The organism is Cognatiyoonia sp. IB215182, assembly GCF_033963905.1.
Classification (GTDB): Bacteria; Pseudomonadota; Alphaproteobacteria; order Rhodobacterales; family Rhodobacteraceae; genus Yoonia.
In genome coordinates this window covers 24619-37047 of the sequence record NZ_JAXBMB010000003.1, presented here as the reverse complement: position 1 = coordinate 37047, position 12429 = coordinate 24619, and the positions used below count along the sequence as shown (strand labels likewise).

Sequence of the window (12429 nt, the reverse complement as noted above, 5' to 3'; positions counted from 1 at the left end):
GTGTCAGCCTTTCATCGGTACTGCGTGACGGTCGAGAAATGCATTCATCGCGGTGTTCCAGCCTGCGGGTCCGGGCTCATCAGTGCGTGTGATCTGGCCGGTTTCTTCGCCAGACAGCGCGGGCAGGGGGGCATGATGAGGGTTGGCCACAATCACACCGAAATCGGCGCTTTCCAGCATCTCGACATCGTTAGGCGCGTCTCCGAGGGCGATGGACTTAGGGTGACCAAATTGCAGCATGACCTCCCCCATGCCGTCCATCTTTGTCTTGCCAAAGGACAGCGTCAAAAATCGCCCGCCCTCGCGAGCCGTGACACCATGTGCGGAGAGTTCGGACAAAAATGCATCCTTGTCCGCCGCGCTACCGGACCAAAGGCCGGGTTCGGAGAAATCGCGGTTTTTGGCGCGCGACGCGGCCTCAGGCGAGAGGCCGGTCATCTCTACGACCTCTTCGACTGACATATCTCCAAAACCCACAAATGAAGTGCGCAATTGAGCAGGACTTCTATCAACTATGGCGCGTAGCTTTTTGTATTCATGTGAATTCTGCGCGGTATCGCCGTCGAGACCTGCAATACCCGCACCGTTTTCTACGATCGCCGGATAACAGGTTAAGCCCATCTCTTTTTGCAGCAAAGTGGTTTCAGCTGCCGTCTTGCTTGTTGCTAGAATGACCGGGATGTCCAATCGTGCCAGCCGCTCTAGCGCCGGTTTTGCGGCCTCCCAACTGTAGGTGGTGTGATCAAGCAGGGTGCCGTCAAGATCAGAGAAGACAAGGAACGAGGGACGAGGCTGCATACGATCAGTGTGTTTCACCAAGTCAGTGTCTGCAAGGCCAAGTTCGGCTTACAACCACTTATCCGCCTTTCCATTTGGCGGGGATCATAGGGCGCGCATTGACCCAGAGTCGGGGCGCGACACAGTGATGGCAATCACGATACCTCGCTGGCCGCGGGATGCTGCTGCAGGAAGCTGCGCAAATCGTTGATCTGTTTTGCGCGGAGGGAGACATAGACAAAGCCCATATTCGTCCGCTCCGTCACCATGTCGCCGGGATAAGGCAGATAAGACAGTTCCTGCGACCCAAACGAGGGAGAGGCCGTGCCAACCTGCCATTCGGTGGTCAGTTGGACGTCCACCAGCTTCATGCTGGGGCCACCATCAGGTGCGTCAATCTCCAACGGGACCCCGGCAAGCCGCAGGTAGGACATCTTATCTTTCGCCGCGACAAAGCCGTCGATGAACTGCGTGGTCAGCACCTGCAATTCCTCGGCCTTATCTGCATCGGGCATGTGGCTGTGCAGGTGGTCGCCATGGCTGTGGTTGTGGCCGATATGGCCGTTCACGATATCATGGGGCATCTTTTGTTTCCTCCTCGGCGAACACTTCAAGTGCCGCGTTCAACCCGTTGATGGCCGCGGGAAACCCGCCATAAAGCGCCATTTGCCAGATTGCCTCGCCAATCTCTTGCTGGCTCAGGCCCGCCTTGCGGCCTCCGGCGATGTTCACTTTGAGCTGGGGGGCAGTCTGGCCGCCAAGTGCTGTCAGTGCGGCAATGGTCGCAAGATAGCGGTCGCGCAGCGGCAGGCCGGGGCGGGCATATTGGCGGCCATAGGCGAAATCCACAACGCCTTCGGCCATGCCCGGCACCAGATGGCCGTAGCGCGCCTCAAGTGCCGCTTCCATCCCAGGGTTCAGCTCTTCGGATAGCGTGCGACCCCTAGCGGTCGTATCGTCACTTGGCATTTGACCAGCGTTTCCCTTCGAATTCGCCGTGCGGGATCTCCACCGGTTTGTCGATGTGTTGTTTGTGGGCACCGAGTTTGCCGGATGCAACAAGCGACCCGAGCACATCTACAATAACCCGCGTCCCCATCAGCGCAGTGATCTCTGATTGATCATAGGGGGGTGCGACTTCGACGAGTTCCATGCCGCAGATCCCCTCGGCCGCGACCATGGAGGCGAGTTTCAACGCCTCACGCGGCAAGAATCCACCGGGTTCCGGCCAGCCGGTCCCTGGGACAAATCCGCAATCAATGCTGTCGATGTCAAAGGACATGTAGACCATGTCGACCCCGTCCCAGGCCATTTCCAGCGCCATTTCAGCGGTCTTCTCGACGCCCATTTTCTCCATATCTGACATGGTGATGATGTTGGTCTCACGGTCGCGCGCGACCTTGACCGCGTCGCGCGGCACCTGCCAACCGCCGATGCCGACCTGCACGAGATTCTTCGCTGGGACATTCGGCAGGTTTGTCGAATGGAACCACGGTGTGGTGTGCATCCGTTCGTCGAGATCCTTTTCCTGAATGTCCGCATGGCGGTCGAAATGCACGATGCCGATCTTCTTGGACGTACATTCCGCGATCCCCCGCACACAAGGAAAACCGATAGAATGGTCGCCGCCAATCATGATGGGTAGAGAACCTGATGATGCAACGTGGCTGACCGCGCGGCTGATCTGATCAAAGGTCTTTTCGATATTTGCGGGAATTGTGAAGACATCACCCGCATCGCAAAGCGTCATCTGCTCGCGCAAATCAATCGCCATTTCGTAGTTGTAGGGCGTGTAAAGCGCCGAGATTTTGCGCACCCCCTGCGGTCCAAACCGCGTGCCCGCGCGGTATGTCGTACCACCGTCAAACGGGATACCAAGAACGGTGGCATCGTAGTCTTTCACCTCGGTGACGTCCTCGGCATAGGGCGCCTTGAGGAATGTGTTGATGCCAGCGTAATGCGGTAACTCACCCCGGGCGAAGGTGGGGATGGATTTGTCTTCAATCGAATCCGCACCGGTCAGCCCCATTCGGAGCGCCCATTGACGCTCTTGCGCCCAACCGCTGCCGGGGATCTCTTTTTCGGCCTGCATCGCCTTCCAGCCCTGCAGCTTGGTCAGGTCCGGGTGGTGATGACGCCGCTCATCCCGGCGCAAGTCGGCGGGGTGATGAGATCGCGTGCGGTGATGGGAAAAGACGGGCATCAGGTGCTCCTTAGGTGTCCGTGGCGTTTTTGGTGAGGTCGGGCGCCGCGGTTTCGGCTGCGACCCATTCAGCGAAAGCCGGCTGGCAGTCGCAAGGGTGAAAGACGAGCCCGGGTAAGTCGTAAGGGTGATTTTCGATCAGATGATCGGCCACATTCCGGGCCAGTGGCTTCTGCGTTTTGACTGTCAGGCGCCATTCCGGCTCGATCTGGATGGCATCGTCCCAGCGGAACACGCTCTCAACCGGCCCGGCGATATGGACGCAGGCCGCAAGGTGACGCGTGACCAAGTCTTTGGCCGCAAGCCGGGCGGCGTCCGCCTCGTGATAGGTAATGGTGATTTCGATGATCTGTGCCATTTAAAGGCCCTCCGCAATGGTCATTCCCGTTTCTCGCAATCGCTGAAACGGAATACCACCATCACGTGCGTCAAAATCGTAGGTAATCGTCGCGCCATAGGCGTTCGGATCATGCGGATCCCAGCGAGGCTTGTCGAAGACAAGGACTCGGTCGCCGAGCTTGAACGCTTCTTCCAGATCATGGGTGACCATGAAGACGGTCATGCCGGTTTCCGTCCGGAGGTCCTGCAGAAAGTCATGCATCGACAGGCGCGTTCCGGGGTCCAGCGCCCCAAAGGGTTCATCGAGCAGCAGTATGCGGGGCTTAGCGGCAAGTGCCTGCCCGATAGCAAGGCGCTGCTGCATCCCGCCTGACAAGGTGGCGGGGTATTGTTCGGCCACATGATCGAGCCCGCAGCGGTCCAGAGTCTCATCGGCGCGCGCGCGAGCCGCCTTGCGTTCTGCCCCAAAGAACCGCCCCCATGGTTTGCGAAAGCATTCGCCAGCAACAACGTTTTCGCGGACCGTCATGTGCGGGAAGACTGAGTACCTTTGGAACACAATGCCGCGTTCCAAACCCGGTTCCTGAGCGGGAGGCGCGCCGTCAATGCGGATTTCCCCACGTAAGGGCCGTTCCTGCGCCAGCAAGAGCCGCAGGAATGTGGATTTGCCGCAGCCTGACGCCCCGACGATGGAGATGAACTCACCCTCATCGACGGCGACATTGATCCGCTCGATAATCGGACGCTGGCCATAGCTTTGGAAGACATCAGTGACGGCAACAAAGCTCATAGCCCATCCTCCGCCCAAGGGAAGAACCGGCGTGAGGTCCAGCGCAGAAGCCAATCCATCAGGAAGGCGAGGATCGTGATCCAGATCACGTAGGTCAGGATCACATCCATGGCGAGGAAGCGGCGGACGAGGAAGATGCGGTAACCAAGCCCCAAATCGGAGGCGATGGCCTCTGCCGCGATCAGGAAAAGCCATGCGGGACCCAGCGACAGGCGCACCGCTTGGATGAGGCGCGGCATCACTTGCGGCAGCGCGACGCGGATCGCGATGACCCATGTTGAGGCGCCAAGTGTCTGCGCTTTGACCAGCAATTCCTGCGGGACTTCCAGCACACGTTGGCTCAGGTCGCGGATGATGAAGGGCAGGGTGCCCACCACGATCAGGACTACCTTGGACAACTCGCCCAAGCCAAAGATGATGAACAGGATCGGCAGTAGGGCCAAAGGCGGGATCATCGAAAGCACCGCCACGAATTGCGCCAGAAAGCTGCGTACAAGCGGCAAGAGCCCAATCAGCAGTCCCACGACCAGCCCAATCGACGCGGATATCCCGATCCCCAGCCCCAGCCGTTTCAGACTGGCCCATGTGTCATACCAGAACAGCACACGCCCGCTGCGCCTATCCGGCTTTGTCATAAGCCGCCATGCGGTCTCGCCAATCGTGGACGGCGCGGGCAAGAGCTTGTCTGACGGGTTGGCCGCAAGCCGGATTTCGGACCCGATGGCATATGCGATGAACACCGCCGCGAAAGGAAGCAGAGCCAAAAAAACGGCCAGCGGACGGCCCGGTTTGATGTTGATCAGGCGCATGGGGCAAGGGCCCCGGATCAGGTCCGGGGCTGCGTTGTTCTATCAGAGGCTGCCATCGGCGGCCATTTGCATATAGGTCGTGTCATAGCGGAACATCACATTGTTCGGATCGCCGGTGATCGTGCCATCAGGATAGGCGACGCCGACAAAATCGGCAGATGGCGCACCTTCGCCTAGAATGCCTTTGTCGAACAGGAATTCGGCAACGCTCACCATCGTCGCTGGCAATTCGGGGCTTGCGGTGAAGGCCACAGCCTCTGCCGGATCATAGAACATTTCGGTCGAGGCAAGCTGTGCCTGATACCCGGAAAGGTCAGTGCCGGACGCTTCGGCCATGGCACTCAGCACCTCTTCATCGCCGGCGGCCATCAGGCCCATGACCTCGTACCATGCCCCAACCATCGCTTTGCCGAAATCCGGGTTCGCAGCAAGCGTTTCGGTGTTGACCACCATCAAGTCGATGATCTCACCAGGGATATCGGCACTGTCAAAGAGTTTGGTGGCGGTGGGGTCTTCCAGAATGGTCGACACAAGCGGGTTCCATGTCACCACCGCCTCAACCTCATCCGTGGAAAAGGCCGCAATCATGTCCGCGTCAGAGGTGTTGATGACGCCGTCGAGGTCCGCCTCTGACAGGCCCACACTGTCCAACCCACGCGCCAGCAAATAGTGCGAGACTGAGAGTTCCACGAGGTTTACCGGTTTATCGGCGAGGCTACTCAGGTCGCCATCACCCTTGATGATGATCGCGTCGTTGCCGTTGGAATAGTCGCCCACGATCAGGGCCGTGGTATCAACGCCGCCACCAGCGGGGATCGACAGCGTGTCCATATTGGTCGCCGACACACCGTCAAACTGACCGGCCGTGTATTGGTTAATCGACTCGACATAATCGTTGATCTGCACGATCTCGACATCGATGCCATAACGGTCGGCCCATTTGTCCATGATCCCACTGTCTTCCAGATACCCCCATGGCATCCAGCCCACATAGATCGACCATGCGACCCGGAACTCAGTCTTCTCTTGAGCAGAAGCGCCGGTTGCCAGGTAGAGTGCGATTGCCGTTGTCGTGATAAACGTCTTCATTTTCGGTCCCCATTCAATTTTCACCAATGGTTGACCGCGAGGAGGGCGTCGTCGGAGCGCGGGTCAAACCAGCGCAGTAGCCTCCCGGGATTTTGCCCCGCCGTGTACTGCCCGGTCTGTTGACGGACAGCGACATCTCTCGGACCAGTCACACGTCAAACCGCGTCGGAACCCTAGATGTCCTGCATTTTCGAGGGAAACGGACCACCTCGCAGCGATCAAGGTTTGGTTCCGTGAGGTGCGGGGTCAGCCGCACATTCGCCCAATGTTTTTGCGACCTGCATCAAAAATGATCATTTCAACGCCACTCTCTTATTGAAAGCGCAACCTGTTGGTTCCGAATTACAACAGATTCTGCCTTCCCTTGCGGAAACGCCAAAAGACAAACGTTGACTCACAAGAACTGACACCGCATGCGTATCGCATAACCAGTTGCCGGTTGTAGAATATCCCTTTCCAATACGCCCTTTGAGTGTTGAAGCATGTCTGCTTCAGCCAGCGATTTCGTTTTGTTGAGGGAACAACCATGACGTTAACGTAAGCGTCGTATACCTGTTAAGATTGTGTAAACCAATTCACGCGACCATGCCGCCATGGCGCATGCAGGAGATAACTGAATGAGAAGAAGCTCGCTGCTGAAGGTACTTGCTTTGATGAGCATGGGTGTCATGCCGCAAAGCACATTTGCCGATGGCGCCACCGTCGGCGCCGAAGAGGCTGTGCTGCGCGTCAACATCGCTGGGCGTCAACGGATGCTGAGCCAGCGGATGGTGAAAGCGGCATGCCTTATGGCATTGGACATCGACACGACCTCGGCCTTTGACCAACTCACGCAATCGTATGATCTGTTTGTCGGCTCGTCGCGGGCCTTGCGCGATGGCGATGCTGCACTGGGGCTTTCGCCAGAGACCTACACGCCTGTCTTAGAGGTGCAAAGGCAGGCAGACCGGCCTTGGTCGATCTACCGGCTCGTCATCGAAAACGGCATCGACAATGCTGAAATCACCACTGCCGAACTTGCTGCGCTTGATGATGCCGCGCTTGATTTGTTACGCGAGCTGAACCACGCCGTCTTTGTGACAGCACAATCACATGCCGCAGCGGCCCCGAAAGTGTCGCTGGGCCTAGCCGTTACCGTAGACGTCGCCGGTCGCCAACGCATGCTCAGCCAGAGGGCTGTGAAAGAGGCATGTCTGATGCAGGTTGCAGCGGCACCCGAACAACAGGCAGAGCGGCTTTACGACACGATCGATCTGTTCGAGCGCTCGCTCAATGCCTTACGTGAAGGGCATCCGACGGCGGGCATTATTGCCCCGCCAAATCCCGAAGTTGCACGCAAACTGGCAGAGGTTGCCGACCTCTGGCGGCCCATCAAGGCAAGACTGACCGATGCGGCGAAAACCGGCACCTTGTCGACGCAGGACCTGGGTCGCCTTGCCATCGATGTCGAGCCTTTGCTGCGCACCATGAATGAGGCGGTCGGGCTTTATGGCGCCTGAACTGCCTTACAGATTTGAACAAACGCACTGTGCCGTCGCCGGTACAGGAACGAAACGGAGAACACCCATGTTAAGAACCCTCATCAGCGCAGGATTGCTGGGCACAGCCTTGTTGACCCCGGCGGTCGCATCTGCGCAGAGCGCGGCGATCTCATCTGACGATCCGTCGGTCCGCATTAACGTCGCCGGGCGCCAGCGCATGTTGTCGCAACGGATGACCAAAGCCGCATGTTTGATGGCGCAGGATATTGATGCGACCGCTGCTTATGATCAGTTGACGCAGGCCTACGAACTGTTCACCCGAACAGATGTAGCTTTGCGTGATGGTGATCCGAGCATGCGGCTGGGGCCAGAGACGCATTCTGACGTGATCAGCGCGCTTCAGCGTGTTGACCCACATTGGGCCACCTACAAGATCATCGCGGAAAAAGGGATCGATGAGGCGTATGTGGAATACGCTGATCTTGCGGTGATGGACGAAACCGGCCTCGACGTTCTGAAGTTCATGAACATAGCTGTCTACAAGACGGCCCGGGCGTGGGCTGAGGGCTCAGAAAATCTGGACCTTGGTCTTGCAATCACCATCGATATTGCTGGTCGGCAACGCATGCTCACGCAGCTGGCTGTGAAAAACGTTTGCCTGATGCGAGAGGCAGAAGACCCAACCGTTTACGCAGATAGTCTGGCCAATGCGGTTGAGCTGTTCGATTCCTCCTTGCTGGCACTGCAGGACGGTTTTGGCGACATTGGTGTGATTGCCCCACCAACAACTGAAATCTCGCAAACCTTGCGCGAAGTGTCAGAGCTTTGGCAGCCCATTCGGGTGGTCATGGACCGTGCCGCAGACGGTGACCCGATCTCGGATCGGGAACTCTCAAGCCTCGCGCGGGACACCGAACTTCTGCTGCAAAAGATGAATGAGGCGGTGGGTCTTTACGCCGCATCAACCTCAGCAAGTTAGTGCTGGGGGCACATGCGCCGGATGTTCCGGGGCATGTGCAGGCAATGTGATGACGCATGGCCACCAAGAGTACGACGTTGTGAGTAAATCCGGTTCATCTGCCACATATCACCTTACGAGGGACACGCGATGCACTCTTCCGTCAAAAATGCCCATGCGCCGAACCAGGCGCACCCGATCCGTTATGCCACTGTTTTTTGTCTGGCATCATTCGCTGGCGCTCCGTTGGCGTTTGCGGAAGGCGACAAAAGCGTTGTTTTGACGGCGCGGGATGGAACGATCGAAATCCATGGCACGATGATGAGGTACGAGGACGAGGTTTATGTGATCTCGACCGCGTTCCAAAGCGAGTTGTTCATCGATGCAAGCCTGGTGGAATGTTCTGGCGCGGGCTGCCCCAGCCTCGAAAAGGATGAAGTTGCAGAAGATCGGTCTATTCGCCTGGTCGGGATTGACGAGGACTACACGCTTCAGGGTGAGTTGATCGCGTTCTCCGGCAATCGCTACATCATCGAAACCGATCTTGGGCAATTGCAGATCAACGGTCAGCAATTCCGCTGCGAAGGTACGGCATGCCCCGAGGTCGATATTTACGATCCAACCTTCAGCGTCTTTGCCAACGACAATGCAGCCCGCTTTCTGATACCGGAACTTCTGCGGGGATATGCCCGCGCGCATGATCTCAAGTATCAGTTTGGTCCGGAATCGGATGAGGGTCAGTTGATCAAATTGATCGACAGCGACACTGGCCTGCTCACCGCAGAAATCTCCCTTTTTGCGACGAACGGAATTCCAGCCTCCGAGATGTGGGGCGGTGGTTTCGGCATCGTCAATCAGCCCTTGGGTGAAGATAGCTTCGACGGTTTTGCAGGGCGCATCGATACGGTTCTGCAGATGGCTTATGACGCCAATGTCATAATCGTGGGCGACGACAATCCGATCCGCGATCTCAGCAATGCAGAGATGGCCGAGATTTGGTCTGGCGGCATGACCACTTGGGAGACATTGGGCGGCGGCACCCGGCAAATCGCACGACACCTTGTGTCGGAGACAGGCAATCTGCCCGATACACCCCTGTTCGGGCAAGGGCCGACCCGGATTGCCTCGGGTGGTGGCAGTGACATTGTTCTTCACAAGAGCATTGAGGACATGATCAGCGCGGTCCGCAACGACCCGGCTGCGATTGGTTTTGTTGACCGGGCTCATGCGATCCGCGGCGGTGCGGAAATGGTTGCATCGCGCAAGGTGTGCGGCCTGATCGCGCAACCAACCGATTTTGATATCCGCATCCAAAACTATCCTTTCGCTAACCCAGTGATTGCCTATGCCGACAGCGACACGCTGCATCCCGTGGCGAGCGATATCCTCGCTTGGTCGCAGACAAATGCAGCACAGATCAGCATCTCTGATGCCGGGTTCGCCAGCGCGCAATTACAACGCATGCGAATCCAGGACCTTGGAGTAGCGCTCATCCACAATGCGGTTGTTGAACCCGATTTCAGGGGCGGTCAGTTCTCACAGATGTTGCGCGAATTGCGCTATGCCGACCGGCTGTCGACAACGTTCCGTTTTGCCTATGGATCAAGCGTCTTGGATGCGGAATCGGTCGAAAACATCAAGGACATGGTGCTGCGCCTGCGCGACAACCAGTTTGAAGGTCTTGAGATCCTGCTTGTCGGATTTGCCGATAACATCGGCGACCCTGCGCAAAACACGGCCCTCGCGCAAAGGCGGGCCGAGACCGTTCAAGCGGTTCTCGAGGCCGAACTTGCAGGCAAAACCTATGACATCCCACGTATTCGATCCCTCAGCTTCGGTGAACAAATGCCCCTTGATTGCAACGACACCGAAGAGGGACGTGCGAGCAATCGCAGGGTCGAGGTGTGGGTCAGAGTTCCGGTGGGCGAGAGCCGCCTCTGACAAGTGGCACGCAAGACGGAGTTTGTTTCTCCGTCGCATCACTGGCCAGATTTCGATCTGATCCGACGGAGCGACGCCTTGGGAACAGGGCGTCGTTTTTCATTTGCGGGAGGCCATCGATCACGCGATTTCCTGACATTCGTCAAGTCAAACATAGTCGTACGACGAAGGTTCAATATCACGACCCAGGCTTTTTCGCGAATACTATAGCCGGATCAGTCCATGCGGCTGCGTGGGCGCACACGATCTTAATTGGGAAATGGGAGGAACCAGATATGAGAGGGTTCGCATTAGCCGTGGCTGCCGCGATCGCTGCGGCACCTGTTGCGCAGGCGCAGGTCACAGAAGAGATGCTGTTGAACGACACGGCCTCGACCGGGGACGTTTTGACAAACGGGATGGGACGTCATCTGCAGCGCTATTCACCGCTGGACACGCTGAACCGCGACAATGTCCAAAATCTGGTTCCAGCCTGGGCCTTTTCGCTGGGCGGTGAGAAACAGCGCGGGCAGGAAACACAGCCGCTTGTTCACGAAGGGGTCATGTATATCACCGGCTCTTACAGCCGCCTTTTTGCGATTGATGTGAAAACGGGCCGCGAGATCTGGCAATATGACGCGCGCCTGCCCGAAGGTATTCTGCCGTGCTGTGATGTGGTGAACCGCGGCGCCGCCATCTTTGGTGACAATGTCTATTTCGGCACGTTGGACGCCCGGATTGTGGCGCTGAACAAGGATACCGGCGATGTGGTCTGGAACAAGCGGATCGCGGATTATCGTGCGGGCTATAGTTACACTGCGGCGCCGCTCATTGTGAACGGGCTGGTCGTCACTGGCAATTCAGGCGGTGAGTTCGGGATTGTCGGTGAAGTGCAGGCACGTGACGCTGACACCGGCGACCTGGTCTGGACGCGGCCCGTGATCGAAGGGCATATGGGCACGCTGAACGGCGAAGAAAGCACCATGACCGGCACACTGAACGCGACCTGGCCGGGCGATATGTGGAAAACCGGCGGTGGTGCCACGTGGCTCGGCGGCTCTTATGATGCTGACACCGACACGCTTGTTTTCGGCACCGGCAACCCCGCACCTTGGAACAGTCATCTGCGCAATGCAGGGCAGCCGGTTGAAGACAATGCGGGCGACAACCTTTATGCAGCATCGCGCCTCGGGATCGATCCCGCCAATGGTGAAATCAAATGGCACTTCCAGACCACCCCACGCGAAGGGTGGGACTATGACGGTGTGAACGAGGTCGTCGCCTATACCGACCGCGACGGCAATGATCGTTTTGCCACGGCAGACAGGAACGGCTTCTTTTATGTGCTCAATCGTGAGGACGGCGCATTCGTGAATGCCTATCCTTTCGTGAAAGATATCAGCTGGGCCGAGGGCATCGATGAAAACGGCCGCCCGATCTTTGTCGAGGATAATCGCCCCGGCGATCCGGCCGAAGCGGCCGATGGGAACAGAGGCGAGGTCGTGTTCTCATCGCCCTCCTTCCTCGGTGGCAAGAACTGGATGCCGATGGCCCATTCACCGGATACTGGCCTGTTCTATGTTCCGTCGAATGAATGGGGCATGGATATCTGGAACGAGCCGATCACGTACAAGCAAGGTGCGGCCTATCTTGGCTCTGGCTTCACGATCAAGCCCAACTATGAAGATCATATCGGCAGCCTGAAAGCCATCGACCCTGACACGGGTGAGATCATCTGGGAACATCAGAACCCCGCACCGCTTTGGGGTGGCGTGATGACAACAGCAGGTGGCCTGGTCTTCACCGGCACGCCAGAGGGTGAGTTCATCGCTTTTGATGACATGACGGGCGAGGTGCTTTGGTCCTTCCAGACCGGCTCCGGCATCGTCGGACAGCCCATCACCTGGGAACAGGATGGTGAGCAATATGTCTCTGTGATTTCAGGTTGGGGTGGTGCTGTCCCGCTTTGGGGTGGTGAGGTCGCAAGCGCGGTCAACTATCTCAATCAGGGTGGTCTGCTCTGGACATTCCGCCTGCCGCAACAACTGGCCGCGAACTGAGTT

The 12429-nt window shown here is 57.8% G+C and carries 12 protein-coding genes and 1 riboswitch; of the genes, 4 read left to right on the top strand and 8 right to left on the bottom strand.

The window, feature by feature from the left end; translation table 11 throughout:
- Positions 1 to 3 precede the first annotated feature (3 nt).
- From SLH47_RS06335 to SLH47_RS06300, 8 genes are all read right to left on the bottom strand, one after another.
- A complete protein-coding gene (locus SLH47_RS06335) occupies positions 4 to 798 on the bottom strand; it encodes an HAD-IIB family hydrolase (protein WP_320238614.1) in 795 nt (264 codons plus the stop codon).
- A 134-nt stretch (positions 799 to 932) separates the two neighbouring features.
- Positions 933 to 1361, bottom strand: a complete 429-nt coding sequence (locus SLH47_RS06330; RefSeq protein WP_320238612.1) for a hypothetical protein — start codon at positions 1359 to 1361, stop codon at positions 933 to 935.
- Positions 1351 to 1746: a carboxymuconolactone decarboxylase family protein gene (locus tag SLH47_RS06325; RefSeq protein WP_320238611.1), complete on the bottom strand. Its 396-nt coding sequence runs from the start codon at positions 1744 to 1746 to the stop codon at positions 1351 to 1353. The genes SLH47_RS06330 and SLH47_RS06325 overlap by 11 nt, the downstream gene beginning before the upstream one ends.
- On the bottom strand, positions 1736 to 2980 hold the full coding sequence (locus SLH47_RS06320) for an agmatinase family protein (RefSeq protein ID WP_320238610.1): 1245 nt from the start codon (positions 2978 to 2980) through the stop codon (positions 1736 to 1738). The genes SLH47_RS06325 and SLH47_RS06320 overlap by 11 nt, the downstream gene beginning before the upstream one ends.
- 10 nt (positions 2981 to 2990) lie before the next feature.
- Complete coding sequence (gene cutA, locus SLH47_RS06315) at positions 2991 to 3338, bottom strand: divalent-cation tolerance protein CutA (RefSeq protein ID WP_320238608.1); 348 nt, start codon at positions 3336 to 3338, stop codon at positions 2991 to 2993.
- Positions 3339 to 4109 carry an ATP-binding cassette domain-containing protein gene (locus tag SLH47_RS06310; RefSeq protein ID WP_320238606.1) on the bottom strand — a complete coding sequence of 257 codons (771 nt, stop codon included), beginning with the start codon at positions 4107 to 4109 and terminating at the stop codon, positions 3339 to 3341.
- Positions 4106 to 4918 (bottom strand): ABC transporter permease, encoded by an 813-nt coding sequence (locus SLH47_RS06305; protein ID WP_320238604.1) that lies wholly within the window; start codon positions 4916 to 4918, stop codon positions 4106 to 4108. Before SLH47_RS06305 ends, SLH47_RS06310 begins: the two co-directional genes overlap by 4 nt.
- Positions 4919 to 4960: 42 nt before the next feature.
- Positions 4961 to 6007 (bottom strand): putative urea ABC transporter substrate-binding protein, encoded by a 1047-nt coding sequence (locus SLH47_RS06300; RefSeq protein ID WP_320238603.1) that lies wholly within the window; start codon positions 6005 to 6007, stop codon positions 4961 to 4963.
- A 79-nt stretch (positions 6008 to 6086) separates the two neighbouring features.
- Positions 6087 to 6195: riboswitch (guanidine-I (ykkC/yxkD leader) on the bottom strand.
- A 429-nt stretch (positions 6196 to 6624) separates the two neighbouring features.
- On the opposite strand from SLH47_RS06300, the gene SLH47_RS06295 reads away from it, so the two are divergent.
- From SLH47_RS06295 to SLH47_RS06280, 4 genes are all read left to right on the top strand, one after another.
- Positions 6625 to 7506: a type IV pili methyl-accepting chemotaxis transducer N-terminal domain-containing protein gene (locus SLH47_RS06295; protein ID WP_320238602.1), complete on the top strand. Its 882-nt coding sequence runs from the start codon at positions 6625 to 6627 to the stop codon at positions 7504 to 7506.
- Between the two features lie 67 nt (positions 7507 to 7573).
- Positions 7574 to 8467: a type IV pili methyl-accepting chemotaxis transducer N-terminal domain-containing protein gene (locus tag SLH47_RS06290; RefSeq protein ID WP_320238601.1), complete on the top strand. Its 894-nt coding sequence runs from the start codon at positions 7574 to 7576 to the stop codon at positions 8465 to 8467.
- A 129-nt stretch (positions 8468 to 8596) separates the two neighbouring features.
- Entirely contained in the window at positions 8597 to 10387 is a 1791-nt protein-coding gene (locus SLH47_RS06285) for a phosphate ABC transporter substrate-binding/OmpA family protein (protein WP_320238599.1), read from the top strand.
- Positions 10388 to 10662: 275 nt separating this feature from the next.
- Positions 10663 to 12426 (top strand): PQQ-dependent methanol/ethanol family dehydrogenase, encoded by a 1764-nt coding sequence (locus SLH47_RS06280; protein ID WP_320238598.1) that lies wholly within the window; start codon positions 10663 to 10665, stop codon positions 12424 to 12426.
- Positions 12427 to 12429 lie beyond the last annotated feature (3 nt).